The sequence below is a fragment of the Novosphingobium umbonatum genome (assembly GCF_004005905.1).
GTDB lineage: Bacteria > Pseudomonadota > Alphaproteobacteria > Sphingomonadales > Sphingomonadaceae > Novosphingobium > Novosphingobium umbonatum.
On the sequence record NZ_SACO01000005.1, the window covers coordinates 91,768 to 117,422 of the forward strand.

Genomic DNA, 25,655 nt, shown 5'->3' on the forward strand with positions numbered 1-25,655 from the left:
GGCGTGGATCAGAATTCGAGGCGGATGCCCAGATTGATGCCATGCGCCTTGTAATCGGTGCGATAGGTGCCCTGATAACCCACGAACAGCGCGCCAGCATCGTCGAACACAAAGTTCATACCCGCATTGGCGTCGATCTGGTTCTTGCCCTGCGCCAGACCGGTCACGGTGAATTGCGTGTCGGCCTGAGCGTTCATCAGGGCGGTAACCGTGTTGCCAGCACCGCTCATGCGCGAACGATAGGTCACGTCGACATAGGGGCGGAACATGCCCTTGCTGCGCGTGAAGGATACACCGGCCAGCGCCTCGGTGCGGTCGGCGCTGATGGCCGAGATGGTCAGGTTGGCCGAACCCGCACCGGTTTCGGTAAAGGCGCTGATACGGCCCTTGTTAAAGTCGATCCCGACGAAGGGTTCCAGCACCATGCCGTTGAACTTCAGCTGGAAACCGGCCTTGGCGGTTGCCTTGGCCAGATATTCGCTGGCCGAACCGGCCGCCGTGCGGGTGTAGCCGCCGATGGTGATGATCTTGCTGGTGGTCAGCTTGCCTGCATTATAGGCCAGCTGGCCGGTCACATGCAGCGGGCCGAAATTCTTGCCGCCATACAGCGCGATGGCATAATCGCGGTTGGTGCCGCTCAGGCTTTGCGCGGCATAGCGCAGCTTGTCCCAAGACAGGTTGACCGCCAGACCCCACACATGGTTCGGGCCGGAGAAGTCATAACCGCCGGTCAGGCCCACCAGATTGTCCTTGGTGCGATAACCGCCCACCTGCGATGCGGTGGAGCTGAAGCTGGCCTGCATCTGCGGGGTCAGCCACCAGCCATCTTCGGGGTGGTCGCTGTTCTGGTCGCCCATGCGGTGGTTGATGGTGCGGGCAAACAGGTTGGCCTGATCACGCAGCGCCGTGGCATAGGCCAGATAGCCTTCGGGCGAGAGCTGGTCGAGGAACAGCTTGGCGTCCGAAGTGTTGTTGATGATGTCCACCGTGCCGAGGAAGGCGGCGGCGTCCGAACCGGTGTTGGCCGAAGCGGTCACCAGCAGCTTGTCCAGCCCGCGCGAAATGGCCAGCTGGTTGGCATTGGCGCCAGCAGCCTGCATGACGGTGGCATAGGAATTATGTGTGGCGGCCACGCGATAGACCTGCTGCGTGCCCGAAGTGGTGATCACGCCAAGGCCGGAGAACGTCACAAACAGCAGGTTGGTGCCGCTGTTGACGGTGATGTTGTCGGAAGTGAATGTGCCCGAAATGCCGCCATCGGCCTTCACCACGTCAAAGGTGGTGCCGGTGGGGTAAAAGCCTGCCGACACGTTCAGATTGAGTTTGCCGGCCAGCGTGGCGGTGCCGGTGGTGTAGATCTGGCTATAAGTGGTCCCAGCGGCATTGGTGGCGCTGCCCGAGGGGATGATTGCCACATTGAGCGTGCCGGTGCTGCTCTGCGTGTAATTGCCATAGATCGACAGCACGGCGGGCGAGGAGGTCGTGCCCACCCACAGGTCTTTGTTGTTGGTCACCTGCGAGGCGTAAAGGCCCAGCGAACCGATGGTGCTGCCCGAATAGAGGTACATCGTACCATTGTTGGTCAGCGTGGTCTGGTCACCGGTCACGATCAGGCCGGTATAGGTGCCCGAGGTGTCGTTGGTGAACACCACCGCATTGTCCAGAGCCTTGGCGGTCTGGACGAAATTGCCGGTGAAAATGCCGTTGTTATAGGCGGTGATGTTGCCGCTGGCGGTGACCGAACCAGTCAGGCCATAGGCGGTGTTGTAATTGTAAAAATAGGCGCGGTCGGTGCCGGTGTTGGTGCCAAAGGCCACAATGCCGGTCAGCGCAGCGGTGGCCGCCGTGTTGTTGATGAACGTGCCATTGGTGCCAAAGGTGACCAGCGGCGTGCCCGCATAGGCGGTCATCACCGCATTGTTGGTCACGGTCGAATTGGCGCCCACGCTGATCGTGCCTGCGCCCGAGGAGCTGGACGAAGAGGTGATCGTGCCATTGTTGGTGATCGTGGCATTGTCACCATATTGCACGCCATAGACAGCGCCCGTGTTGGTGATGGTGCCGGCATTGGTCAGCGTGCCGCTGCTGCCGATCACCAGAGGCGAGGTGACGCTGGCGCCCGAATTGACGGTGACATTCACGCCCGAAGCGCTGTTGGTATAGGCCGCCGACGTGCCCGAGCAGGTGACAGTCGTGCTGTTGCTGGCGGTGCAATCGGCCCAGGCCACGCCAGGCACCATGGCCACAGTCGACGAAAGAGCAACAAGGGCAATCTTGCGCGCGCGAGCGGCGCGGTTGGGCATGTTAATGGACCGAACCATGTCCGTATCTGTCCTTCGTCAAAAGCTGTGTCGTTTCCCGTGTCCGGCGAGTGGCCGGAAAGGGGTGAACCGTGGATGAATAGGGGCGTTGAATAAAGGCTTGAACGAAGCGTGCAAGGTTTATCGCTGTGGCGAGGTTGATTATCGCATCGGGCCGGTTGGGCCGCAGGCGGGTGGATTTTCCACCGCTTTACACGCACAAGCGGCCAGTTATGAAAAGCTTGACGTTCGCGCCCGCATCGCGGCGCCATAAAGGGACCGGCAAAGAATGACGTTGGAAACCATTAGCACCAACCGCAGTTTCGGCGGGGTTCAGGGCGTCTATGCCCATGATTCGCAAGCCACGGGCACCCGCATGGTCTTTTCCGTTTATGTGCCCCCGCATGCAGAGGGGCAGAAGCTGCCGGTCTTGTTGTATCTGTCGGGCCTGACCTGCACCCATGCCAATGTGACCGAAAAGGGCGAATTCCGCCGCGCCTGCGCCGAGGCGGGGGTGATCTTTGTTGCGCCCGATACCAGCCCGCGCGGCGATGAAGTGGCCGATGACGAGGCTTATGATTTCGGCAAGGGCGCAGGCTTTTATGTGGATGCCACGCAGGAGCCTTGGGCGGCCCATTTCCGGATGCGGACCTATATCGAACAGGAATTGCCCGATCTTCTGGCAGAGCATTTTCCGGTCGACAGGACGCGGCAGGGCATCACCGGCCATTCGATGGGCGGGCATGGGGCACTGACCATCGCCTTGCGCAACCCCGATCGCTTCCGCTCGGTCAGCGCCTTTGCGCCGATCGTCTCACCGCTCAACTGCCCTTGGGGTGAAAAGGCGCTGGGTGGCTATCTGGGGCAGGATCGCGTGGCATGGCGCGCCTATGACGCCTGCGCCCTGATCGAGGATGGGGCGCGTCTGCCCGAATTGCTGGTCGATCAGGGGCTGGGCGATAATTTTCTGGAAGGGCAGCTCAAAACCCATCTGCTGGAGGAAGCCTGCAAGGCGTCTGGCATTCCCGCCACCATCCGCATGCAGGAAGGCTATGACCATTCCTATTATTTCATCTCCAGCTTTATGGCCGACCATGTCGCATGGCACGCCGAGCGTTTGAAACGCTGAAATTGTGGGGCGGGGCTTTACCAGCCCCTGCCGCCCGCGGCGCGTAGCGGGGGATAGCTGTTGTTGCCCCCGCCACCACCGGCCATGCGGAAGCGTGAGAGCAGGTGGTTGAGTTGGTCCGCCTGATCGGCCAGACTGCGTGCGGCGGCGGTGGCTTCCTCGGCCATGGCGGCGTTGCGTTGGGTGATGCTGTCCATCTCGCCCATCGTGTTGTTCACCTCGCGCAGGTTGCTGGCCTGACTGCGTGATTTTTCGTCCAGACTGTGCATGGCCTCGCTGATCTGGCTGACCACCGTGGCGATGCGCTCCAGCGTCTGGCCTGCGCGGCTGACCAGTTCCACGCCATTGGCGACCTGTTCGGTCGATGCCTGAATGCGGGCCTTGATATCCTTGGCCGCATCGGCGCTGCGCTGCGCGAGGGCGCGGACCTCGCTGGCCACCACGGCAAAGCCTTTGCCCGCATCGCCCGCGCGGGCGGCTTCCACACCGGCGTTCAGGGCCAAGAGGTTGGTCTGGAAGGCGATGCCATCGATCACGCTGATGATGTCGCCGATTTCGCGGCTGGAATGTTCGATGGCGTCCATGGCCTGTATCGTGCTGCTGACCACTTTGCCCGATTCCATCGCCTGATCGCGGGCTTCCTCGACCAAAGCGGTGGTGCGGCGGCTTTCCTCGGCTGCGCTGCTCATCGTATCGGTGATCGCGCGTAGGGCGGCGGAGGCTTCCTCGACGCTTGCGGCCTGCTGTTCGGTGCGGGCGGACAGGTCGCCCGAGGCCTGCCTGATCTCGCCCGCGCCTAGGCTGACGGCCTGCGCCGTGTCGCGCACCGCCATCACCGATTGCGCCATGGCATCGACCGAGGCGTTAAAGGCCTCGCGCACCTTGTCATATTCACCGGCAAAGGGTTGGGTGATGCGGCATTCCAGATCGCCCTTGGACAGGTCCTCCAGCCCTGAACGCAGCGCATCCATCGCCTGTGTCGTATCGCCCAGATCCTGTAGCAGGACCAGCACCTCGTCCCCGCTCTCGATCTGGCAGGGGATCAGCGTGACGATGATTCGGAATTCCTCGCCATCGGGCGCCCGATTCAGCCATTCAAAGCGCGAGAAGCCCTTTTGCATGGCCTCCTGCAGGCGCAGGCCGACCATTTCGGGCGTAGGGCGGCCATTGGGCTGCACAGCGGCGGAAAAATCCACCGGAGAGGCGCCCAGAATGCGGCTAAGCGGCGCGCGGTACAATTTGGCGGAGGCAGGGTTGGCTGCAACGAAAAGGCCGTTGCGGATCAACAGCATGGCGTCGGGCGACTTGTGAAAAATCGCCTCGGCCACCAGCGAATCGAGATCTCGGGCGGGAACGGAACGACGGAAAAACACGCGACCTCTCCTATGCGGATTTTCCGCCTGTATTGCGCGTTTTTCCTAATAATGCTTCGGGATGCCGATTAGGGATATTTGCGGGTAAGCCGACCGGCGGATGGGTCAGGGGGCAAAGCGCCACGCCCTGATGATCATTATGTCGAAAAACTGGAGCGGGCGAAGGGATTCGAACCCTCGACCCCAACCTTGGCAAGGTTGTGCTCTACCCCTGAGCTACGCCCGCTCGGGCTTTTGATGACGCATGCATCATCGGGTAAACTGGAGCGGGCGAAGGGATTCGAACCCTCGACCCCAACCTTGGCAAGGTTGTGCTCTACCCCTGAGCTACGCCCGCTCGGGCTTTGATGATGGGTTGCATCATCGGGTGAAACTTGGAGCGGGCGAAGGGATTCGAACCCTCGACCCCAACCTTGGCAAGGTTGTGCTCTACCCCTGAGCTACGCCCGCTCTGGCGTTTCGAGAGAGAAGGCAATGCGCCGACCCTCTGGGGTGGAGCGGGCCTCTAACGGAGCTTTGCCCGCTTGCCAAGAGGAAAATGCGGCGGGTCGGTAAATTTATGCCTATTCCCTTTGTCGGACGGGCATTTGATGCGGGCAGGGCGGCGGGGGCCATGGGTATTTGCAAGGTTTTCCCTTCACAAATGCGCGTAAAGGGCCACATAGGGCTAATGAGGCACGCGTAAGTGCCGCAAGACACAAAATGGAGAATCCCCGTGGCGACACTTGGCCTGAGCATCGATGAACAGAAAGCGGTGGATCGCTTTCGCAAGGCTGTGGTGGAGCCTTCGATGGACAAGCTGGTCATTCTCGATTTCTGGGCCGAATGGTGCGGGCCGTGCAAGGCTTTGACGCCGGTGCTGGAAAAGGTGTCGGCCGAATATGCCGACAAGGGCGTGCTGCTGGCCAAGATCAATGTGGATGAAGACAAATTCATTGCCGCCCAGTTTCAGGTCCGCACGATTCCCACCGTCTATGCCATGTTTCAGGGGCAGCCGATTGCCGATCTGACCAATGCGCGCAGCGAATCGCAATTGAAGGCGATGCTGGACCAGATCCTGAAGCAGATTCCGGTCAAGGCCGATGGCGCCGAGGCGCCCGATCTGGCCCCGTTGCTGGCCATGGGCGAGGAAGCGCTGGAAGCAGGCGATGGCGAGCGTGCCTATAGCATTTTTGCCCAGATCGCCGAAATGGTGCCTGACAATGCCGCGCCCCATGCGGGGGTGATCCGCGCTCTGCTGCTGCTGGGCGATGTGGAAACCGCGCAGAGACTGATGGATGCCTTACCCGAGGAATTGGCCAAGGACCCCGTGCTGGACAAGGCCAAGGCCGCTTTGGCTTTGGCCAAAGACGCGCCCGAGGCGAGCGAGTTGGACGGGCTGAAAGCCGCTGCCGAAGCCGCTCCGCAGGATCAGGAGGCTGGCTTTGCCTATGCCAGTGCTGCCTTTGCCGCGGGCGACCGTGATGCCGCCGCAGCCACTCTGCTGCGCCTGATCGCGCAGGATCGCGCTTGGAACGAAGGTGCGGCGCGGGCCAAGCTGTTGCAGATTTTTGAAGCGATCGGTCTGGAGGATGCATGGGTTTCGGCCCAGCGCCGCAAGCTGTCGACGATTCTCTTCGGTTAAGCGCTGATGCGCGTCTCCATCTTCCCGCTGCCTGGCGCGATGCTCTATCCGGGGCTGAGCCTGCCTTTGCATATTTTCGAGCCGCGCTATCGGGCCATGGTGTCCGATGCGTTGGCGCGCGATCGCAATATCGGCATGATCCAGCCGCAGCGGGCGGAGGAGGGGGCGCCGCTCTATGCGGTGGGCTGCCTTGGCCATATTTCGGAGGTGGAGGCGCTGCCCGACGGGCGGTTCAATCTGGTGCTGACGGGGCAGACCCGTTTCCGCGTCCTGCGCGAGATGACGGTGCAGACGCCTTTCCGGCAGGTCGAGGCTGAAGCCTTGCCCGAGGTGGAGGTGCATCTGAGCGCGGTGGAGCGCGCCATGTTCGAGCGCGAGGCGCGCGCCTTTGCCGAGGCGCAGGGCTATGCGGTGGATTGGCAGCAGGTGACGCGGCTGGATGACCAGACGTTGATCAATGGTGTGGCGCAAATCGCACCGTTCGACGCGGCCAGCAAACAGGCCTTGCTGGAGGCCGATGATATTGGCGCGCGTTGTGAATTGCTGGTGCAGTTGATGCAATTCTATGGCCGCCGTGATGGCGATGACGGGGCCGGAACCCTGCAATAGGGTCCCGCCCACACAAAAAGGGCCGCCAGACGCGCTGGCGGCCCTTTTTGTGTCTACGGTAGGGGCAGGCCTTGGCCCACCCCTGAAACCGGCTTAAACGCGGCCCACCGAGCTATAGGCAAAGCCCTTGGCGCGGATTTCTTCCGGATCATAGACATTGCGCAGGTCGACCAGCACGGGAGCCTTGGCCAGAGCCTTCACCTTGTCAAAGTCCAGCGCGCGGAAGGCGTCCCATTCGGTCACGATCACCACAGCGTCGGCGCCTTCGATCGTTTCATACACGCCGCTCTTCATTTCCACGAAAGGCAGCAAAGGCTTGGCCATTTCAATGCCTTCGGGGTCATAGGCGGCCACGGTAACGCCAGCATCCTGCAAGGTCTGGGCAATGGCGATCGAGGGCGCGTCGCGCATGTCGTCGGTGTTGGGCTTGAAGGTCAGGCCCAGCAGGGCCACCTTCTTGCCGCGCGCCTCGGTCATGCCGCCCAGCGCGTCCACCACCTTGCGGCCCATGGCGCGCTTGCGGCTGTCGTTCACCTTCACCACAGCTTCGACGATGCGGGTCGGGCTGTCATAGTCTTCTGCGGTCTTCAGCAGGGCCAGCGTGTCCTTGGGGAAGCACGAGCCGCCATAGCCCGGACCTGCGTTCAGGAACTTGGAGCCGATACGGCCATCCATGCCGATGCCGCGCGCCACGTCCTGCACATTGCCGCCGACCTTTTCGCACAGGTCGGCGATTTCGTTGATGAAGGTGATCTTCACCGCCAGGAAAGCGTTGGCCGCATATTTGATCATTTCCGACGAGCGGCGCGAGGTGAACAGGATCGGCGACTTGTTGAGGAACAGCGGGCGATAGACCTCGTTCATCACCGTCTTGGCAAATTCGTCCTCGGTGCCCACCACGATGCGGTCGGGATGCTTGAAATCGCCAATGGCGGCGCCTTCGCGCAGGAATTCGGGGTTGGAGGCGACCGCGAACTGCACCTGCGTGCCGGTGGCGGCAATGATGCGTTCCACTTCGTCACCGGTGCCCACGGGCACGGTCGACTTGGTGACGATCACAGCGGGGGTCTTCAGGTTTTCGCCCACTTCCTTGGCCACGGCATGGACAAAGGACAGGTCGGCATGGCCATCGCCACGGCGGCTAGGCGTGCCCACGGCGATGAAGATGGCCGATGCGCCCTCAATGCCTTCGGCAAGGCTGGTGGTGAAGGACAGGCGGCCCGCCTTCACATTGTTGCCCACCAGTTCGGCCAGGCCGGGTTCATAGATCGGCATGATATTGTTGTTCAGCCGCTCGATCTTGGTGGGATCTTTGTCAATGCACACCACTTCGTGCCCGAAATCGGCGAAGCAAGCACCCGACACCAGCCCGACATAGCCAGAGCCAACCATTGCAATCTTCATTCTGACACTCCTTTGGTGAACCGCATTCAAGCCGCCTGCTGGAGGCTGGTAGTGATAGTTGCGCCCGATTGGACGGCGGAGAGGAACCAGCGCTGTGTGCCTTCCAGCATCAACGCGGTCAAACGGCCCGAGGCATAGGCTCCGGTGTCTATGCCAATACGGTTGGAGCGCAAGTCTGGCGCTTCGACAATCGTGTGGCCGTGGATGATGAAGGCGCCATGGTTGTCATTGCTGGACAGGAACGGTTCGCGGATCCAGCGCATATCCTGCGCGCTTTGTTCCTCCAGCGCCACGCCGGGGCGGATGCCGGCATGGGTGAAAGCATAATCGCCCAGCTGTACCATCGGCTGGAAACTGCGGATAAAGGCGGCGCGTTCCTCGCCAAGGGCCTTGTGCAGCAGGACCTGCAATTGGCTCCAGCTTGCTGCTTCATAGGCCTGTGGCGATACGCCAAGGCTGAGGATGGTTTCCTTGCCGCCATGTTCGACAAAGGGGCGCAAGGCCTCTACTTTGGCCATGGATTGCAACAACATATCCTCATGATTGCCCATCAGGATGTGAAAGGGCAGCCCCTTGGCGCGGTGGCGTTCCTGCCAATCTTTCGCGCGGGCCAGAACCGCTGCACTGTCCGGCCCGCGGTCGATCAGATCGCCCAGCAGGATGATGCTGGTGCGGGCAGGGGGCAGGCGCGCCTCATGTGCCTCTATGGATTGTTGCAGAGCGGCGAAAAGTTGGTCGCAACCATGGATGTCGCCAATCGCATAGGCTCGCTCGCCAGAGGGAATGGCCGGTGCAACGGTCGAGACCGTCCGGCTACCCAACAGCTTGCGAAAAGGCCAGAACATGCGAGCGTTACATCCGTAAATATCCGAAAACACGCCATAAGATAGGCTTGTTGTCCGGTCAAGGCGCAGTCCGGCCATAGCCGGAAACAATTCAAATCCTTCCAAAATTGTGGCGAGATTGGCACATTCGGGAATGGGTGTGGAACTATTATGGCAACATTGGTTACGAAGAGGTGTTTTCCCCTCCTTTCGGCGGCGGGCCTGGCTTCGCACAAAACCACCAATGCGGTGTCCTTTGGCGATGAAACTGCGGGCCGGCCTGATCAAAATTACGGCCTTTGGGCCAAGCGCCCCTGTTCACATCTGTTGTGGATACCTATTTGCACGGCGATCCACCCGATTGCCCGTTCACCGGCCAAGGAGCCAGCAAGTGACCAAATTTCTGCATACAATGATCCGCGTTACCGATCCGGATGCGACGATTGCCTTCTTTAACCTGCTTGGCCTGCACGAGACGCGCCGCTTTTCCTCCGAACAGGGGCGCTTCACGCTGATCTATCTGGCCTGCCCCGGCGAAAGCGTCGAGGTGGAACTGACCTATAACTGGCCCGCCGAGGATGGCAGTTTCGAAACCTATTCCGGCGGACGCAATTTCGGCCATATCGCGCTGGAGGTCGAGGATATTTACGCCACCTGCCAGACGCTTGTGGACGCAGGCATCACCATCAACCGTCCCCCGCGCGATGGCCATATGGCCTTTGTCAAAACGCCCGACGGGATCAGTGTGGAACTGCTGCAAAACGGCCATTTGCCGCCGCAGGAGCCATGGGTATCCATGCCCAACACCGGCAGCTGGTAAAGGCTCAAGGGGCGGTGCCTTCCCTCGCCGCCCCTTTCCACAACAGCGCCGCGCCCAGCGCGCCTGCCAACAAAGACCCGCCCAGAATACCCAGACGTATGGCATTCTCGCGCAGGGGATCGGGCGGAAAAGCCAATGTGCCGATGAACATGCTCATGGTAAAGCCGATGCCCGCCAATTGCCCCGCGCCCAGCGCCTGAAGCCAGCTGACCCCTTGCGGCCTACGCGCAAAGCCGGTCTTTTCCGCCAGCACAATCGCCCCGAACACGCCCAAAGGTTTGCCCAGCACCAGCCCCAGCGCAATCGCCAAGGGCAGGGTGGTGCCGCTGCTCAGGGCGTCGCCGCTCAACTGCACACCGGCATGGCTGAGGCCGAACAGCGGCACGATCACCAGACCGCTCCATGGCGCCAAGCTGTGTTCCAGACGGAGCAATGGGCTGTCCTTATGCTCGTCCAGCGCGAGCGGGACCGTCAACGCCGCCACCACACCGGCGACCGTGGCATGCAGGCCCGAATGCAGCACACACCACCACAAGGCCACGGCCAGCAGCATATAGGGCCATGTCCGCAGGCAGTTCCACCGGTTGAGCCCTAGCATTACCCCCAGCACAAAAGCCGCCGCCGCCAGCCATATGGCATCGATATGCGCGGTATAGGCCAGCGCGATCACCACCACCGCGCCAATATCGTCCACCACCGCCACCGTCAGCAGAAACAGCCGCAAGCCGCTCGGGACACGGGGGCCGAGCAGGGCCATCACGCCCAGCGCAAAGGCAATATCGGTCGCCGCCGGAATGGCCCATCCGCGATGCAAGGCGGGCTGGCTCCAGCAGATCGCCGTATAGACCAGCGCTGGCGCCGCCATGCCCGCCAAAGCGGCCAGCACCGGCAGCCGCCTCTGGCGCGGGTCGGACAGATTGCCGATCAGCATCTCGCGCTTCACCTCCAGCCCGACGACAAAGAAGAACACCACCATCAGCGCATTGCCGATGATGCCCCGAGTCGTGCCAAGATGGTGATTTGGGTCAGAAAGAAATGGTTCGTCCAAAATCGTCAGCCACAGGCCCGACCATGGCGAATTGGCCAGCAGGATTGACAGGCATGCAACCCCCGCCAGCAACAGGCCCGCGCCAGCCTCCTGTTGCAGATGCCGTTTCATTTTTTGCAAAAAATGCCAATATTTCATTTATCTAACACATTGTTTCGCAGAAACTGCCCTTTGGGGGAGTTCTGTTGCGGAAAATTGCAGGAGGTATATAAGTATTAATACATAAAAATCAGAAGCGGGGCCGGAGCATGTTGGCGCTTGGAACCACGGAGACAGGGATTAGGCTAGTTGAATTTCTGCTGCTGATCGAGCGCGAAATGCTGATTTTTGCGCTTTTTTGGTTCGTGGTCGGGCTGGTGGATGAACTGTTGGTCGATGGCATCTGGCTCGTGCTGCGCGGTCGCTCGCAACAGAAAACGCCGCGCGTGGATTCTCGACTTGCGTGCGAGCCTTTGCAGGGGCGATTGGCGGTGATGGTGGCGGCATGGCGCGAGGCTGATGTGATCGGCACCACCATTGCCACCATGCTGGACCATTGGCGCGGGCAGGATGTGACGCTCTATGTCGGCTGTTATTGCAATGATCCCGCGACCATCGCCGCAGCGATGGCAGGGGCGGCGCAGGACAGCCGTTTGCGCATTATCGTCCATGACCGCCATGGCCCTACCACCAAGGCCGATTGCCTCAACCGCCTCTATGCCGCGCTTTGCGCCGACGAAAGGCGCATGGGCCGCGCCTATCGCGGCATTATCCTGCATGACAGCGAGGATATGGTGCATCCGCTGGAACTGGCGCTGGTCGATCGGGCGCTGGATGAGGTGGATTTTGTCCAATTGCCGGTGCGGCCCGAATTGCCCGCCGGCCCCCATTGGGTGTCAGGTCATTATGCCGATGAATTTACCGAGGCTCATGCCCGTATGCTGCCCGTACGCGACATTCTGGGCGCAGGCCTGCCTGCGGCGGGGGTCAGCTGTGGCTTTGCGCGGGCGATGTTGCACCAGATCGCCCAATTGCGACAGGCCGATGGCGGGACCGGCCCCTTCGCGGCGGAATGTTTGACCGAGGATTATGAACTGGGCCTGTTGATCACCCGCCTTGGCGGACGCAGCCGTTTCCTGCGTTGCCGTGACGAGCGTGGGCAGTTGATCGGCACAAGATCCTATTTTCCCGATACGTTGAGCGGCGCGGTGCGGCAAAAAACGCGCTGGATTCACGGGATCAGCTTGCAGGGCTGGGACCGCTTGGGTTGGGGGCGGCGCTGGGTGGAAAAATGGATGACGCTGCGCGACAGGCGCGGGCCTTTGACCGCCTTGGTGCTGTTTACCGGCTATGCCTTGTTGATGCTGGACGCGGCTTTGCAAGGGCTGCGCTGGCAATTGGGCGCGGCCATGCCGCAAGTGGCCTATCCTTCGGCCTTGCGATGGGGGCTGATGCTGTGCGGTATGGGTATGGTCTGGCGCGCGGGGATGCGTTTCACCTTCACCACCCGCGAATATGGCTGGGGCGAGGGCGTCAGGGCAGTGTTGCGCATGCCTCTGGCCAATGTGGTGATGATCATGGCTGCGCGTCGGGCCGTGTTTTCCTATTGCCGGACTTTGGCCGGTCAGGCGCTGGTCTGGGACAAGACCGAGCATGACATCCACCCCGCGCGCAAGATTGTGGGAGCAGCACCATGACGCAGGAGATGCAGGGATTGATCCACCACCGCAAAGGCCGGCCGATGGTGATGCTAGGCATGGTTCTAACGCTTTGGGTGGGCGGCAGAGTGGTGCTGGCCGCCGATTGGCGGGACCATGCCGCAGCATTGGCCCGTGTGGATCTGGCTTTGGCGCGACCGGAACCTTTGGCCGGGCTGCGCTGGGCGGGGCTGCCGCGCCCCTTCCCGGAGCCAGCGCCGAGGCCAAGGCCCCAGAGGCCGAAGCCACGGCCCAAAGCGCAGGCCATGACCGAGGTTGCGCCCAGCCATAGCGCGCGCGCCGTGACGGATCAGCCGATCTGGAGTCTTGCGCCCGCGCGGGAAGCAGCGCGACCTGATCATGTAGCGCCCGATCCCGCGCCCTTGCCCGCTGCACCTGTTGCGCCTGTGTCCCGCTGGTCGGGCGATGCATGGCTGGCGGCACGGCGCGGAGGTGATCATGCGGTGCAGAGTGGCGCTGCCATGGCGCCTTCCTATGGCGCCAACCAGATCGGAGGCGTGTTGCGTTACCGGCTGGATGAGCACGACCGCCATCGTAGCGCGGTCTATGTCCGCGCCTATCGTGCGATGAACGGCGCGGGCGAGACCGAAGGCGCGCTGGGGGTTAGCCTGCGGCCTTTGCCCAAGCTGCCCGTGCTGGCCTTGGTGGAATTGCGTGCCAGCCAGTTTGCCAGTGGCGAGACCCATCCGCGCCCTGCGGTCAGTCTGGTCAGCCAATGGCAGCCGCTGGCGCTGGGCGGCGGGTTCGAGGCCGAATCCTATGCGCAGGCAGGCTATGTTGGCGGGCGGGCGGCGACCCCTTTTGTTGATGGCCAGATGCGGGTCGAACGTCTGGTGCAACAGGATGGCGGGGTGCAATTGTGGATTGGCGCTGGCGCCTGGGGCGGGGCGCAGCAAGGGGCGGGGCGTTTGGACATTGGCCCCACCGCGCGCCTGTCGGTGTGGAGCTATGGGGCAGGGGGGCGTTTGTCGCTGGACTGGCGTTTCCGCGTGGCGGGGCAGGCTATGCCTGATTCGGGGCCAGCGCTCACCTTGTCAGCAGGATTTTAAACCAAAGCGGGTTAGAGCGGGCCTGAGGGGTTTTCTCACGGGCGTGAAGCCGCTAACCAAGGCTTTGACATGGATATTTATCTGCCCATTGCCAGCCTGTCGGTAAACGGCCTCGTGATTATCGGGCTGGGGCTGTTGACGGGCATGCTGTCCGGCATTTTCGGCGTGGGGGGCGGGTTCCTAACTACGCCGCTGCTGATTTTCTATGGCATCCCGCCCACGGTGGCGGCGGCCTCTGCGGCCAGTCAGGTGACCGGTGCCAGCGTGTCGGGCGTTTTGGCGCATGGGCGGCGCGGCGGCGTGGATTATCACATGGGCGGCGTCTTGGTGGTGGGCGGCGTGCTGGGCACGGGGCTGGGCGCGCTTCTGTTCGATGCGCTGCAAAGGCTGGGGCAGATCGATACGGTGATCAACCTGCTCTATGTCGCCATGTTGGGCAGCATTGGCGGGTTGATGGCCAAGGAAAGCATCACCAGCCTGCGTGCCGGTGCCGATGGGGCGCGGCCCGTGCGGGCGCGGCGGCATCATCCCTTGGTGGCCAGCCTGCCGGGTCGGTGGCGGTTCTATCGCTCGGGCCTGTATATTTCTCCTTTGGCCCCGCTGTTGCTGGGCATGTTTACCGGCATATTGACCATGTTGATGGGCATTGGCGGCGGCTTTGTGCTGGTGCCGGCCATGCTCTATATTCTGGGCATGGGGGCGCAGGTGGTGGTCGGGACCAGCCTGTTCCAGATCCTGTTCGTCACCATGGCCACCACCATGATGCATGCGCTCACCACCCATGCGGTCGATCTGGTGCTGGCGGTGCTGTTGCTGATCGGATCGGTGTCGGGCGCGCAATTGGGCGCAAGATTTGCCAGCAATGCCAGCCCTTTGCGGCTGCGTCTGGTGTTGGCGGCGATCGTGTTGCTGGTCGCGGTGCGGATGGCGATTGGCCTGACATGGCGGCCCGATGAAATCTTTACGGTGGCTGCGCTGTGAGGCTCGCTTTGTTCGCGCTGGCTTTCACGCTGGCCGGTCCCGCCATGGCGCGGGATCGGGCGCAGAACCCTATCCTTGTACCCGCCGTGTCCCAACCGCGTATCGAGGTGCGGCAGGGTTTTACCGGCACGCAATTGCTGCTTTATGGTGCGATCCTTTCGCCCGAAGGCGCGCGGGCGGCCAAGGATTATGACATTGTCATCGTGCTGGAAGGGCCAGCGCGGCCCTTGTCCCTGCGCGAGAAAAAGCGGGTGGCGGGCGTCTGGGTCAATGCCGATAGCACCACCTTGCGCTCGGTCCCCGGTTTCTATGCCGTGGTCAGCAACCGCCCGCTGGCGCAGATTGTGGATGAGCGCACCGCTGCCATTTACCAATTGGGCCTCACCGCCCTGCAATTATCGCCCAGCGGCAGCATCGATCCGGCAGCGCAGGAGCATTTCGCCGCAGGGCTGGTGGACCTGATGCGCCGTTCGGGCCTGTATCTGCAGGATGAAAGCGCGGTGCGGGTCAAGGAGCAGGTGCTTTACGAAGCCCGCATCGCCTTGCCCAGCCATGTGCCGGTGGGGACCTATACCGCCGAAACCTTTGCCGTGCAGCGCGGGCGGGTTCTGGCTTCGGCCACGGCACGGGTAGAGGTGGAAAAGCAGGGCTTTGAAAAAGCGGTGGCCGATTTTTCCCAGCATCAGCCGGTGTTTTATGGCCTGCTGGCCGTGGGTGTATCCATTGCCATGGGCTGGCTAGCGGGCCGTGTGTTTGCGCTGATCTAGGCGCTCAGGCCGGAGGCCCGCGTCGCACGGCATTTTTGCGCCAACCGCCGTGCAAATAGACTGCCACGGTCATGCCCACGGCCAGAACCGCGCTGAACGGATAGGCCCACCACAGGGCTTCGGAACCGATCAAGCCATAGGCGGCAAAGTAAAAACCGATACGTGCCGGATACATGGACAGGAACATGATCACCAGCGGGGTGATTACCGCGCCATAGGCCCGCATTGTTCCAGTCAGGATCATCATGATGCCAAACAGCACATAGGACCAGATCACCACCGGTTGCATATGCTCGGCAATCGGCACCGAAGGGCTGCCGGGCAACAGGAACATGTGCAGCAAGGGGCGCGAGGCAAACAGGATCACCAGCGCCAGCACCAGCGTCACGCCCTCATTCAGCACCATGCCGCGCCATGTGATCTGGCTGACGCGCTTGTGCAGGCCCGCGCCGACATTTTGCGCCACCATGGCCGAAACCGCGCTGGCAATGGCAAAGGCGGGCATTTGCAGATAGTTCCACAATTGCATGCTGGCGCCATAGGCCGCCGATGTGGCCACGCCTTCGCGGTTGACCAGACCGACCATCACCAGACCTGCGGAGGATACGATCAGCATTTGCGCGCCCATGGGCAGGCCCTTGGCAATGATGAAACGCAATTCCTCTCCGCGCGGGCGCAGATAGGACAGTTCCGCCCCGCGCAGCCGCAGCGGCAGATCACGCCGATAGATCCAGCCCAGCATCAGCGCCCCACCGGCAAAATTGGCCAGCGCGGTCGACAGCGCCGATCCGGTAATGCCCAAAGGCGGGAACGGGCCAATGCCACGGATCAGGAAGGGGTTGGCGGCAATGTCGATCGCGACCGTCAGGATCATGGCATAAAGCGGCAATTTGGCATCGCCCACGCCGCGCAGCCCCATCGACAGCATGATCGAGAGCGAGCCGAAAGGCATGGTGATGAACACCACGCGCAGATAGTCCAAGGCCTCGATCCGGCTAGCCTCGGGCGTGGCCATCAAGTGCAACAGCTTGTCAGCCAGAAACCAGCCCGCCACCCCGATGATCGCCGATAGCGCGGTGCAAAAGCCTACGCCCGACCCGAAAGTGACACGGGCAGCATCAATATCCCGCCGCCCGAAAGCCTGTCCCACGCGCACGGTGGTGGCCATGCCGAAACCGAAAACAGCGGCCATCATCAGGAACATGATGATATTGACATTGGCGGTCGCCGCCAGCGCGCTTTCGCCGATCAGTTTGCCCACCCAGATCGAGTTGATCGTGCCGTTGAGCGTTTGCAACAGGTTGGAAATCAGCGTGGGGATCGAAAACAGCAGCAAGGTTTTCAGGATCGGCCCCTGGGTCAGATCGCCCCGCATTGGCGCGCCATGGCTGGACGGGCGCGGGGCGGCAGGGTTCTGTTCGGGGGCTATGTCGCTCATGTGCCTCTGGTGTCGCCGGATAGGTGAATATGCAAGCGGTCTGTCAGGGCATAACCGTAGGCCAGACAGATTTCGCTGAGCCACGCCATGCGCGAGAGCAAAGTGGCCGGATCCCGCCCCTCCGGCATCAGGAAGATGCGCGAGGGGGGGATGTTATAGGTTGCGGCCAGAGTGCTGACTTCGCCCACATCGGCAGGTTTGGCCACCACGAATTTGAAAAAGGCGCGCTTGTCGGCGGCATAGGCGGCCATGCGTTCGGGCACGATGGCCAGCTCTGCCGGATTGCCGCTATGGCTCAGTTTCGGGCTGACGTTGAACTGGTGCAGCATGGCGTCCAGCGCGGGGGTGGGCGCGGCGGTGCCATTGGTTTCCACCTCCACCTGCCATCCGGGCAAAAAGGCCAGCAGGCGGGCAAGGGCAGGGGCCTGCAACAGAGGCTCACCACCGGTCAGCACCAGACGCGGCACCGGCAAATGCCCGCCCAGATCCAGCACCATCTGCGCCACCTCACCCTCGTCCATCGTCACCTGATTGTCGAGGCGGGAGAAGGTTTTGCCATCCTTGTGCGGGCGATTGTCGCCATCAAAATGCCACGTATAGGCCGTGTCGCACCAATGGCAGGACAGGTTGCAACGCGACAGGCGCACGAAGACGCAGGGGCGCCCCAAAGACGCCCCTTCGCCCTGCAAGGCGGCAAAGATTTCCGGTTCGCCCGGACGTATGGTGGCAAGGGCCAGAGTCATCGCGGTAGCAATTACCCCAGACGCGCCAGAGCGGCGGCCAAACGTTCGGCCTCTGCCGCATGGGCGGCATGGTCGGCGCGGGCCTTTTCGATGGCTTCGGGCTTGGCCTTTTCCACGAAAGCGGCATTGGACAGACGCTTGTCCAGATTGTCGCGCTCCTTGGTGGAATTGGCCAGAGCCTTGGCAAGGCGGGCCTTTTCGGCGGCCACGTCGATCAAGCCTTCCAAAGGCACGATCAGATTGGCATCGCCCGCGCCCACCTGCATCGCCGCGCCTGCCGGAGCGGCGGTAAAGTGGATGGCGTCCAGACGGGCCAGACGGTCAATCGCGGTGGGATTGCGCGCGATAATGCCTGCGGTCGCCTCGCCGGGTTCGGGCAGATAGGCGGTGAGGCGCGCACCGGGGGCAAGGCCCAGCTCGTTCTTGGCCGCACGCAGATTGCCGATCAACGCGATCAGCCATTCGACCTCGCGCTTGGCTTCGGCGTCAACCTGTGCCTGCGGGGCGGGCCATGCGGCGACGATCAATTCAGCCTCACGGCTGCCCAGCTTGCTCCACAATTCTTCGGTGACAAAGGGCATGAAGGGGTGGAGCATGACGAGGATCTGGTCGATCACCCAACCGGCCACCGCCTTGGTTTCCTCGTCAAACGAACCCTTGATCAGTTCGATATACCAGTCGCAGAAATCGTCATAGACGAAGCGATAGATGGCATGGGCAGCGGCATCAAAGCGCAGGTCAGCCATGGCCTTGTCCAGCGCGGCGACGGTTTCCACCACTTGGCCGATGATCCATTTGTTCACCGCGCTGCTGGCGGCGGGCGCCTCGACGCTGGTGCTGCCGACAATGCCATTGGCCTGACAGAAGCGGGCCGCGTTCCACAGTTTGGTGGCGAAGTTGCGGTAACCTTCGACGCGTTTTTCATCCATCTTCACATCGCGGCCTTGGCTTTCCATCGCCGCCATGAAGAAGCGCAAGGCATCCGCGCCATATTTGTCGATCAGGCCCAGCGGGTCGACCACATTGCCCTTGGACTTGGACATTTTCGCGCCATCGGAGGCGCGAACAAGGCCATGGAGATAGAGCTTCCTCCACGGAACATCGTTCATGAAATGCATGCCCTGCATCGCCATGCGGGCGCACCAGAAGAACAGGATGTCAAAGCCGGAGATCAGCAGATCATTGGGATAATGGCGCTTGACCAGCTCCGCGCCTTCCTGTGGCCAACCCAGCGTGGCGAAGGGCCACAGGGCGGAGGAGAACCACGTGTCGAGCACGTCGGGATCGCGCGACAATTCCACGCCTGCACCGGCCAGAGCCTGGGCGGCTTCCTCGGTTTCGGCGACAAAGACCTGACCATCGGCGGCATACCAAGCCGGAATCCGATGTCCCCACCACAGCTGGCGGGACACGCACCAGGGCTGGATGTTGTCCATCCAGTTGAAATAGGTCTTTTCCCATGACTTGGGCACGATTTCGATCGCGCCGGTCTTGACCGCCTCGATCGGTGCCTTGGCCAGCTCGGCGGCATTCACATACCACTGGTCGGTCAACCAAGGCTCGATCACCACGCCGCCACGGTCGCCATAGGGGGTCTGGATGGTGCGGGGTTCGAATTCGTTCTCGACCTCGTTGCCTTCCTTGTCCTTGGTGATGTGGGGGACGAGGAGGCCAAGCTCCTTCATCGCAGCCACCACCGCCTTGCGCGCTTCAAACCGCTCAAGGCCGAGGAACTGCGCAGGCACCAGACCATCTGCCGTCTGCACGACATGGGCATCCGCATCCAGCATGTTGAGCATCTGGTTGGCGGCGATACCCGCGCGCTTGCCCACTTCAAAGTCGTTGAAGTCATGGCCGGGCGTGATCTTGACCGCGCCCGTGCCCAGCGCCGGATCGGCATGTTCATCGCCCACAATCGGGATCAACCGGCCGGTGATGGGCAGCTTGACCATCTTGCCGATCACGCTCTGATAGCGTTCGTCATCGGGGTGAACCGCCACGGCCATGTCGGCCAGCATGGTTTCGGGGCGGGTGGTGGCCACCTCGATATAGTCGCGCCCGTCGGCAAGACGCACGCCGTCTGCCAGCGGATAGCGGAACTTCCAGAAGCCGCCCTGCACCTCGCGGGTTTCCACCTCAAGGTCGGAAATCGCGGTTTTCAGCTTCGGGTCCCAATTGACCAGACGCTTGTCGCGATAGATCAGGCCCTGATTATACAGGTCCACAAAGACCTTCACCACGGCCTGCGTGAAATGCGGGTCCATGGTGAATTGTTCGCGGCTCCAGTCCATCGAACAGCCCAGACGGCGCAGCTGGCTGGTGATGGTGCCGCCGGATTCGGCCTTCCATTCCCATACCTTGTCGATGAAGCCTTCGCGCGTGTAATTGGTGCGCTTGTCCTGACGCGCTTCCATCTGGCGCTCGACCACCATCTGGGTCGCAATGCCCGCATGGTCGGTGCCCACCACCCACAGCGCATCCTTGCCGCGCAGGCGTTCATAGCGCACGACAATATCCTGCAACGTATTGTCCAGCGCGTGGCCAATATGCAGGCTGCCGGTGACGTTGGGCGGCGGGTTTACAATCGTGAAGGGCGTGGCATCGCCCCGTTCGGGGCGGAACAGGCCGCCCTGTTCCCAATGGGCATACCACTTGGCCTCGATCGCGGCGGGATCAAAGGTCTTGTCGAGCTGGGTGCTGGATTCCTCGGTCATGATTGGCCTTTGCCAGTGCGGGCGCGGGCGCGCAAGCCTGTGCGGGTGGGCATTGCGCTGCATTGCGGCAATTGGGTGTCTTCCCGGCCTTGCGGCAACTGGGATTTTCCCGCATGAACTTAGCTTCTATGACCATCACCTGCGATCATGTTCTGTATCAGACCGAAGGGGGCGCCGTTGTGCTGGCCCTGACGGGGGCAGTGACCATCGCCACGGTCAGCGGGCTGGACCGCGCGATGCGGCAGGAAGAGCCGGCCTTTTCCACGCTGGATATCGCCGCGGTGAAGGAGATCGATACGGCAGGCGCATGGTTGGTGTGGCGTCTGGCCCGCGATGCGGGCGCGCAGATTACCGGCGCCAGCGGGCAGGCCGAACGTCTGATCGGCGCGATCAAGACTTGCAGCGGGGTGGCGCCGGTCACGCCCTATCGCCCCGCTTTCCTCACCTATCTGACCGCGCAGACCGGCAAGGTCGTGCTGGAATTGGCCGCCGGTTCCATGCGCGTGCTGGATTTCTTTGGCGCGGTGGTGGCGACAGCGGGTAGTGTCCTGCTCCACCCGCGCCGCCTGCGTTTCACCGCGCTAGTGCGGCATATGCAATTGGTGGGCGTGGATTCGCTGGGCATTATCGGCCTCATGAGCTTTCTGGTCGGCGTGGTGATCGCCCAGCAGGGGGCGGTGCAATTGGCGCAATTCGGCGCGCAGATTTACACCGTGAACCTGACCGGCCGCATCGCCTTGCGCGAGTTGGGCGTGTTGATGACCGCGATCATGGTCGCGGGCCGTTCGGGCAGCGCCTTTGCCGCGCAATTGGGCACGATGAAGCTGACCGAGGAAATTGACGCGATGCGCACCATCGGGGTCTCTCCGATGGAGGCTTTGGTGCTGCCGCGTATTCTGGCCACTTTGATCATGATGCCCTTGCTGGGCGTGTTTTCCGCTTTGATCGCCATTGTCGGCGGGGCCAGCATCAGCGCGGCGACGATGGGCATTCCTTTCTTCACCTTCCTGTCGCGGGTGCAGGAAGTGGTGCCGATGATCGACCTGTGGGTCGGCGTGGTAAAGGGGCCGATGTTCGGCCTGATCGTGGCCTTGACCGGATGTTATCAGGGGATGCAGGTGGAGGGCAGTTCGGAAGAAGTGGGCAAGCGCACAACCATGGCGGTGGTGCAGGCCATTTCGGCGGTGATCCTGATCGATGCTTTCTTTGCGGTATTCTTTTCCGAAGTGGGCTGGATATGAACAGCGAACCAGCCATCCGCATCACCGGCCTTGAAAACCGCTTTGGCGCGCAGGTCGTCCATCAAGGGCTGGACCTAGAGGTGCGGCGTGGCGAGATCATCGGCGTGGTGGGCGGATCGGGCACGGGCAAATCGGTGCTGATGCGCTCGATCATTGGCCTGCAACGGCCCAGCGCGGGGCGGATCGAGGTGTTGGGGCAGGTGATCGGCGAGCCATGCCGTGCCGATATCGACATTCGCAGCCGTTGGGGCGTGCTGTTTCAGGGCGGGGCCTTGTTCTCCACGCTGACCGTGGCGGAAAATGTCGAAGTGGGTTTGAAGGAATTCTACCCCCAGATGGACCCGCGCCTGCGCCGCGAGATTGCCCGTTTCAAAGTGACCATGACCGGCCTGCCCGATGCGGCGGCGGCCAAATATCCGTCCGAACTGTCGGGCGGCATGAAGAAAAGGGCCGGTCTGGCGCGGGCCTTGGCGCTGGACCCTGAACTGTTGTTTCTGGACGAGCCGACCGCAGGGCTGGACCCGATTGGCGCTGCGGCCTTTGACCATTTGACGCGCGAATTGCACGAGACGTTGGGTCTGACAGTGTTCCTGATCACCCATGACCTCGACACTTTGCACGAGATTTGCGACCGTGTGGCGGTTCTGGCCGATAAACAGGTGATCGCGGTGGGCACCATACCGGAATTGCTGGCCAGCGATCACCCATGGATCCATGATTATTTCGACGGCCCCCGCGGGCGCAGCGCTTTGGCGGCGCGCTATCCGGGGCCGGTTGCTGGCGGACAGGAACATTTTTGATGGAAACGAGGGCCAATCACATTTGGGTCGGGGCGGTCACGCTGGGCCTTTTGACGCTGGCCATGGGGCTGGCGCTGTGGCTGGCCCATCTCAGCCGAAACGAGCGGCACGAATATGACATCTATTTCCGCCAGTCGGTCGATGGTTTGGCCAATGGCGCGCCAGTGTCCTATTCGGGCGTTCCGGCGGGGCAGATCGTGGGGATCGAGCTGAAAAAGGACGATCCGGGTCTGGTGCGGGTGCGGGTGGCGATCAACCCTGACGTGCCCATTCTGGAAGGCACCAAGGCCAGCATTCAGGGCAGCTTTACCGGCGTTTCGGCGATCCAGCTGTCCGGCGGCCTGCCCGGTGCCCCGCCCTTGACGCGGCTTGGGCCGGATGGCGTGCCGCAAATCCCCACCAAGCAATCGGGGCTGGGGGCTTTGCTGTCCAACGCGCCGCTGCTGCTGGAACGGCTGTCCGGCCTGACCGAGCGGTTGGGCGATATGCTCTCGGACAAGAACCAGCAGGAATTGGCGGGCATTCTGGCCAATACCAACCGTATGACGCGCCATCTGGCCGATGCCTCGCCGCAGGTGGGCAAGACTTTGGCCGATCTGGACACGACGCTGGTGCAGGCACAGTCGACCTTGGCTGCGTTTCAACAGGTGGCGGGCAGGGTGGACGCGCAGCTTGATCCCAACGGGGCCTCGCTAGCGCGGCAATTGGCCGATACTTTACGCGCGGCACGGGATGCGGCGCAAGGCTTGCAGGCCACCATGGCCGAAACCGCGCCGACCATGCGCCGCGTGAACAACCAGACCTTGCCGGAAGCCGAAAATGCGATTCGCGAATTGCGCGCCACCAGCAAGGCGCTGCGCGAATTGACCGAGAAGATCGACAATCAGGGGGCGACCGCCTTGATCAGCCCGCCCAAGCTGCCGGAGTATCACCCATGAGCCGCGCCATCCTCCTATCCGCTGCGGCGCTGTTGGCGCTGTCGGGCTGTGTCAGCGTGGGCGAGAAGGTGAAATTGCCCAAGCAGCTTTATGGCCTGAGTGCTGCGCAAACAGCTCCCGCTGGCCCTGCGGTCAGCGTCAGCGCTGACAAGGCTGTGCTGGTGGCCGAGCCGGAAACCGAGCGTGCCCTGGCCGTGCCGCGCATTGCGGTGCAGATGGGGGCGGGCCAGTTTGCCTATATGAAGGATGGCATGTGGTCGGATCGCCCTGCGCGCCTGTTCCGCAACATGCTGGCCGAAACCTTGCGCAAGGGCGGCAAAAGGTTGGTGCTGGTCGATGATGGGGAGGCGGTGGGCGCGGGGCAGCGCCTGTCGGGGCGTCTGGCCTTCATCGGCTATGATGCGCAGCGCCATGCCGCCGTGGTGCGTTACGATGCCCTGCGCCGCGAGGCCGATGGTCGATTGAGCCAGCGCCGGTTCGAAGCGGTGGAGGGCAATGTCGCCCCCCGCGCCGAAGCCGTTGCGCCCGCCCTGAACCTTGCGGCGCAGAAAGTGGCGGGCGAAGTGGATGATTGGCTGAATTAAACCGTTTCTGCCTGCGCCAGACGGGCAAATTCCACCGTGGCGGCAAAGGCCTTGGCGCGCTTTTCGCGGCGCTCCTCGGCCTCCCAGTCGCGGCCCCACAGGTCGGCCTGCCATTCCTCTTCCAGACAGGCGGCTGCCCATAGGCCCGCGACATCGGCATCGGGTTCCAACGCTTCCAGCGCGATGATCAGCGAGGCGGCAAGGCTGGACAGGTTGCGCAAGGCGGCCAGTCGGAACGGGCTGCTCGCCTCCAGCAAGCCACGCAAGGCGGCCAAAGTGGCGGCAGGTTGCGGGCGGTGGATGATGCCGCTGATCCGTTCAAAGCGTAGGCCAAGCCGCGCCTCGGCCTTGGTCAGCACCGGTTCCCACACTTGCTGCTGCTTTTCGAACAAGGCCTCGTCCGGATCGGCGCGATAGCAGAGCGTGTCGGTCTCGGCATAGGGCAGCAGGCTTTCAATCGCCTCGGCTGAATCCTGCGCCACCATGTCCAGCGCGTAATCGGCCATGTCGCGATAGATGAAACGGGTGGTGTCGATCTCTTCGCCCTGATCGGCCCATTCCTGCGCCATGGCCTGCGCCAGAGCGGCGCTGGGCAGGGCTTGCGGGCGGCCACCCACGGTCTTGATCGCGCGGCCATCGAGCAGCACGCGCCAGCCTTCTGCCTCTTCCGCAAAGGAAACCTGTTTGTAGAACCGCTTCATTGGGCCGCGTCCTGTTTCTTCCACCGGCGCACCAGTTGGGCGGGGAACAGCAGCGCATAATAGAGCCCGCCCAGCAGGACCAGCAGCCCCACCAGACGCGGCAGATCCACCTTGCCCGCCATGATCGCCGCGCCGACGATGCCCATGAACACGCCAAAGAAGCGCACGGTGCTCAACCGCTTGAAACGCGCCTTGGCCAGATCTTCAGGAGAGAGCTTCTTGCTCAAGATAATGCCTCTTGCAAATGTGCCGGAGTGGTCACCACGCAATCGGCCCCTGCGGCCAGCAGGTCCGAGGTGGTGTGATAGCCCCATGCCACGCCAATGGCGCGCACACCGGCGGCGCGGGCCATGGCCATGTCATAGGAAGTGTCGCCGATCATCACGCAATCTTGCGCCTGCGCCATCGCATCATCCATCGCTTGAGTCAGCATGGAGGGATGGGGCTTGGACGGATGGCGGTCGGCGGTTTGCAAGGTGATGAAATGATCGCTCAACCCATGGGTGGCCAGACAATAGGCCAGGCCGCGATCGCTCTTGCCCGTGGCGACACCCAGATCCCAGCCATCGGCCCGCAACCCGTCCAGCACCTCGCGGATGCCACGGAACAAGGGTTCGCCAATGCGCCCCTCGATCCGCGCCTGCCGATAGGCGTTCTTATAGGCTTCGACCAGGGCGGTCTGGATCTCGGGCGTTTGGGTGGGGGCCAGCTTGCGCATCGCCTGCGGCAGGCTGAGCCCCACGATACGGCGCACCGACAGGCGCGAGGGCGAGTTCAGGCCCAGCGCGGCAAACGCCTCGTCCATCGCCATGGCAATGTCATGCTGGCCATCGACCAACGTGCCATCGCAATCAAAAACCGCCAGACGCAC

At 62.5% G+C, this 25,655-nt stretch carries 23 protein-coding genes and 3 tRNA genes; 12 read left to right on the forward strand and 14 right to left on the reverse strand.

Annotated features, from left to right (window positions below):
* Nucleotides 1-8: 8 nt before the first annotated feature.
* A complete protein-coding gene (locus EOE18_RS08565; protein WP_127708355.1) occupies nt 9-2,321 on the reverse strand; it encodes an autotransporter outer membrane beta-barrel domain-containing protein in 2,313 nt (770 codons plus the stop codon).
* 268 nt (nt 2,322-2,589) lie between these two features.
* Here EOE18_RS08565 and fghA point away from each other — a divergent pair, with 268 nt between their 5' ends.
* Nucleotides 2,590-3,429, forward strand: a complete 840-nt coding sequence (gene fghA / locus EOE18_RS08570) for an S-formylglutathione hydrolase (protein WP_127708358.1) — start codon at nt 2,590-2,592, stop codon at nt 3,427-3,429.
* 17 nt (nt 3,430-3,446) lie between these two features.
* Here the strand turns inward: fghA and EOE18_RS08575 are convergent, their stop codons facing one another.
* From EOE18_RS08575 to EOE18_RS08590, 4 genes are all read right to left on the reverse strand, one after another.
* Nucleotides 3,447-4,802 (reverse strand): methyl-accepting chemotaxis protein, encoded by a 1,356-nt coding sequence (locus tag EOE18_RS08575; RefSeq protein WP_127708361.1) that lies wholly within the window; start codon nt 4,800-4,802, stop codon nt 3,447-3,449.
* Nucleotides 4,803-4,953: 151 nt separating this feature from the next.
* A tRNA-Gly gene (locus EOE18_RS08580) sits at nt 4,954-5,028 on the reverse strand.
* 36 nt (nt 5,029-5,064) lie between these two features.
* Nucleotides 5,065-5,139, reverse strand: a tRNA-Gly gene (locus EOE18_RS08585).
* Between the two features lie 38 nt (nt 5,140-5,177).
* Nucleotides 5,178-5,252, reverse strand: a tRNA-Gly gene (locus EOE18_RS08590).
* 265 nt (nt 5,253-5,517) lie between these two features.
* On the opposite strand from EOE18_RS08590, the gene EOE18_RS08595 reads away from it, so the two are divergent.
* Complete coding sequence (locus EOE18_RS08595) at nt 5,518-6,426, forward strand: tetratricopeptide repeat protein (RefSeq protein WP_127708364.1); 909 nt, start codon at nt 5,518-5,520, stop codon at nt 6,424-6,426.
* Nucleotides 6,427-6,432: 6 nt separating this feature from the next.
* Nucleotides 6,433-7,035, forward strand: a complete 603-nt coding sequence (locus EOE18_RS08600; protein WP_127708367.1) for an LON peptidase substrate-binding domain-containing protein — start codon at nt 6,433-6,435, stop codon at nt 7,033-7,035.
* 93 nt (nt 7,036-7,128) lie between these two features.
* Here EOE18_RS08600 and EOE18_RS08605 read toward each other — a convergent pair whose 3' ends face one another.
* Both EOE18_RS08605 and EOE18_RS08610 read right to left on the reverse strand, forming a co-directional pair.
* Nucleotides 7,129-8,439: a UDP-glucose dehydrogenase family protein gene (locus tag EOE18_RS08605; protein ID WP_127708370.1), complete on the reverse strand. Its 1,311-nt coding sequence runs from the start codon at nt 8,437-8,439 to the stop codon at nt 7,129-7,131.
* A 26-nt stretch (nt 8,440-8,465) separates the two neighbouring features.
* Complete coding sequence (locus EOE18_RS08610) at nt 8,466-9,284, reverse strand: metallophosphoesterase family protein (RefSeq protein ID WP_127708373.1); 819 nt, start codon at nt 9,282-9,284, stop codon at nt 8,466-8,468.
* Nucleotides 9,285-9,654: 370 nt separating this feature from the next.
* Here EOE18_RS08610 and EOE18_RS08615 point away from each other — a divergent pair, with 370 nt between their 5' ends.
* Nucleotides 9,655-10,083, forward strand: coding sequence for a VOC family protein (locus EOE18_RS08615; RefSeq protein ID WP_127708376.1), 429 nt, complete (start codon nt 9,655-9,657; stop codon nt 10,081-10,083).
* 4 nt (nt 10,084-10,087) lie between these two features.
* Here the strand turns inward: EOE18_RS08615 and nhaA are convergent, their stop codons facing one another.
* Entirely contained in the window at nt 10,088-11,242 is a 1,155-nt protein-coding gene (gene nhaA / locus EOE18_RS08620; protein WP_127708379.1) for a Na+/H+ antiporter NhaA, read from the reverse strand.
* Between the two features lie 137 nt (nt 11,243-11,379).
* Here nhaA and EOE18_RS08625 point away from each other — a divergent pair, with 137 nt between their 5' ends.
* The 4 genes from EOE18_RS08625 (at nt 11,380) to EOE18_RS08640 (ending at nt 15,625) form a co-directional block, all read left to right on the forward strand.
* A complete protein-coding gene (locus tag EOE18_RS08625) occupies nt 11,380-12,807 on the forward strand; it encodes a glycosyl transferase family protein (RefSeq protein ID WP_127708383.1) in 1,428 nt (475 codons plus the stop codon).
* Entirely contained in the window at nt 12,804-13,877 is a 1,074-nt protein-coding gene (locus EOE18_RS08630; RefSeq protein ID WP_164852713.1) for a hypothetical protein, read from the forward strand. Before EOE18_RS08625 ends, EOE18_RS08630 begins: the two co-directional genes overlap by 4 nt.
* A 69-nt stretch (nt 13,878-13,946) precedes the next feature.
* Nucleotides 13,947-14,858: a sulfite exporter TauE/SafE family protein gene (locus EOE18_RS08635; protein WP_127708389.1), complete on the forward strand. Its 912-nt coding sequence runs from the start codon at nt 13,947-13,949 to the stop codon at nt 14,856-14,858.
* A gap of 44 nt (nt 14,859-14,902) precedes the next feature.
* Nucleotides 14,903-15,625: a TIGR02186 family protein gene (locus EOE18_RS08640; protein WP_127708745.1), complete on the forward strand. Its 723-nt coding sequence runs from the start codon at nt 14,903-14,905 to the stop codon at nt 15,623-15,625.
* 4 nt (nt 15,626-15,629) lie between these two features.
* Here the strand turns inward: EOE18_RS08640 and EOE18_RS08645 are convergent, their stop codons facing one another.
* From EOE18_RS08645 to EOE18_RS08655, 3 genes are read right to left on the reverse strand one after another with little or no spacing between them, the layout of a single operon-like run.
* Nucleotides 15,630-17,063 (reverse strand): MATE family efflux transporter, encoded by a 1,434-nt coding sequence (locus EOE18_RS08645; protein ID WP_181953032.1) that lies wholly within the window; start codon nt 17,061-17,063, stop codon nt 15,630-15,632.
* Nucleotides 17,060-17,806 (reverse strand): 7-carboxy-7-deazaguanine synthase QueE, encoded by a 747-nt coding sequence (locus EOE18_RS08650; protein WP_127708392.1) that lies wholly within the window; start codon nt 17,804-17,806, stop codon nt 17,060-17,062. The genes EOE18_RS08645 and EOE18_RS08650 overlap by 4 nt, the downstream gene beginning before the upstream one ends.
* Nucleotides 17,807-17,817: 11 nt before the next feature.
* Nucleotides 17,818-20,520 carry a valine--tRNA ligase gene (locus tag EOE18_RS08655; protein ID WP_127708394.1) on the reverse strand — a complete coding sequence of 901 codons (2,703 nt, stop codon included), beginning with the start codon at nt 20,518-20,520 and terminating at the stop codon, nt 17,818-17,820.
* A gap of 113 nt (nt 20,521-20,633) precedes the next feature.
* Here EOE18_RS08655 and EOE18_RS08660 point away from each other — a divergent pair, with 113 nt between their 5' ends.
* The 4 genes from EOE18_RS08660 to EOE18_RS08675 are packed head-to-tail and all read left to right on the forward strand — an operon-like array spanning nt 20,634 to nt 24,083.
* A complete protein-coding gene (locus tag EOE18_RS08660; protein ID WP_246027340.1) occupies nt 20,634-21,761 on the forward strand; it encodes an ABC transporter permease in 1,128 nt (375 codons plus the stop codon).
* A complete protein-coding gene (locus EOE18_RS08665) occupies nt 21,758-22,561 on the forward strand; it encodes an ABC transporter ATP-binding protein (RefSeq protein WP_127708397.1) in 804 nt (267 codons plus the stop codon). The genes EOE18_RS08660 and EOE18_RS08665 overlap by 4 nt, the downstream gene beginning before the upstream one ends.
* Nucleotides 22,561-23,499, forward strand: coding sequence for an MlaD family protein (locus EOE18_RS08670; RefSeq protein ID WP_127708400.1), 939 nt, complete (start codon nt 22,561-22,563; stop codon nt 23,497-23,499). Before EOE18_RS08665 ends, EOE18_RS08670 begins: the two co-directional genes overlap by 1 nt.
* Nucleotides 23,496-24,083 (forward strand): ABC-type transport auxiliary lipoprotein family protein, encoded by a 588-nt coding sequence (locus EOE18_RS08675; RefSeq protein ID WP_127708403.1) that lies wholly within the window; start codon nt 23,496-23,498, stop codon nt 24,081-24,083. Before EOE18_RS08670 ends, EOE18_RS08675 begins: the two co-directional genes overlap by 4 nt.
* Here the strand turns inward: EOE18_RS08675 and EOE18_RS08680 are convergent.
* From EOE18_RS08680 to EOE18_RS08690, 3 genes are read right to left on the reverse strand one after another with little or no spacing between them, the layout of a single operon-like run.
* Entirely contained in the window at nt 24,080-24,784 is a 705-nt protein-coding gene (locus EOE18_RS08680; protein WP_127708406.1) for an ATP12 family chaperone protein, read from the reverse strand. The two genes, EOE18_RS08675 and EOE18_RS08680, sit on opposite strands and share 4 nt — an antisense overlap.
* On the reverse strand, nt 24,781-25,011 hold the full coding sequence (locus EOE18_RS08685; RefSeq protein ID WP_127708409.1) for a hypothetical protein: 231 nt from the start codon (nt 25,009-25,011) through the stop codon (nt 24,781-24,783). Before EOE18_RS08685 ends, EOE18_RS08680 begins: the two co-directional genes overlap by 4 nt.
* Nucleotides 25,008-25,655, reverse strand: coding sequence for an HAD-IA family hydrolase (locus EOE18_RS08690; protein ID WP_127708750.1), 648 nt, complete (start codon nt 25,653-25,655; stop codon nt 25,008-25,010). The genes EOE18_RS08685 and EOE18_RS08690 overlap by 4 nt, the downstream gene beginning before the upstream one ends.

Excerpts from the sequence above, each read along its gene's own strand:
- EOE18_RS08565 (WP_127708355.1), bottom strand. The coding sequence starts at position 2,321 with ATGGTTCGGTCCATTAACATGCCCAACCGCGCCGCTCGCGCGCGCAAG.
- fghA (WP_127708358.1), top strand. The coding sequence starts at position 2,590 with ATGACGTTGGAAACCATTAGCACCAACCGCAGTTTCGGCGGGGTTCAG.
- EOE18_RS08600 (WP_127708367.1), top strand. The coding sequence starts at position 6,433 with ATGCGCGTCTCCATCTTCCCGCTGCCTGGCGCGATGCTCTATCCGGGG.
- EOE18_RS08605 (WP_127708370.1), bottom strand. The coding sequence starts at position 8,439 with ATGAAGATTGCAATGGTTGGCTCTGGCTATGTCGGGCTGGTGTCGGGT.
- EOE18_RS08610 (WP_127708373.1), bottom strand. The coding sequence starts at position 9,284 with ATGTTCTGGCCTTTTCGCAAGCTGTTGGGTAGCCGGACGGTCTCGACC.
- nhaA (WP_127708379.1), bottom strand. The coding sequence starts at position 11,242 with ATGAAACGGCATCTGCAACAGGAGGCTGGCGCGGGCCTGTTGCTGGCG.
- EOE18_RS08625 (WP_127708383.1), top strand. The coding sequence starts at position 11,380 with ATGTTGGCGCTTGGAACCACGGAGACAGGGATTAGGCTAGTTGAATTT.
- EOE18_RS08630 (WP_164852713.1), top strand. The coding sequence starts at position 12,804 with ATGACGCAGGAGATGCAGGGATTGATCCACCACCGCAAAGGCCGGCCG.
- EOE18_RS08635 (WP_127708389.1), top strand. The coding sequence starts at position 13,947 with ATGGATATTTATCTGCCCATTGCCAGCCTGTCGGTAAACGGCCTCGTG.
- EOE18_RS08640 (WP_127708745.1), top strand. The coding sequence starts at position 14,903 with ATGGCGCGGGATCGGGCGCAGAACCCTATCCTTGTACCCGCCGTGTCC.
- EOE18_RS08645 (WP_181953032.1), bottom strand. The coding sequence starts at position 17,063 with ATGAGCGACATAGCCCCCGAACAGAACCCTGCCGCCCCGCGCCCGTCC.
- EOE18_RS08650 (WP_127708392.1), bottom strand. The coding sequence starts at position 17,806 with ATGACTCTGGCCCTTGCCACCATACGTCCGGGCGAACCGGAAATCTTT.
- EOE18_RS08655 (WP_127708394.1), bottom strand. The coding sequence starts at position 20,520 with ATGACCGAGGAATCCAGCACCCAGCTCGACAAGACCTTTGATCCCGCC.
- EOE18_RS08660 (WP_246027340.1), top strand. The coding sequence starts at position 20,634 with ATGAACTTAGCTTCTATGACCATCACCTGCGATCATGTTCTGTATCAG.
- EOE18_RS08665 (WP_127708397.1), top strand. The coding sequence starts at position 21,758 with ATGAACAGCGAACCAGCCATCCGCATCACCGGCCTTGAAAACCGCTTT.
- EOE18_RS08670 (WP_127708400.1), top strand. The coding sequence starts at position 22,561 with ATGGAAACGAGGGCCAATCACATTTGGGTCGGGGCGGTCACGCTGGGC.
- EOE18_RS08675 (WP_127708403.1), top strand. The coding sequence starts at position 23,496 with ATGAGCCGCGCCATCCTCCTATCCGCTGCGGCGCTGTTGGCGCTGTCG.
- EOE18_RS08680 (WP_127708406.1), bottom strand. The coding sequence starts at position 24,784 with ATGAAGCGGTTCTACAAACAGGTTTCCTTTGCGGAAGAGGCAGAAGGC.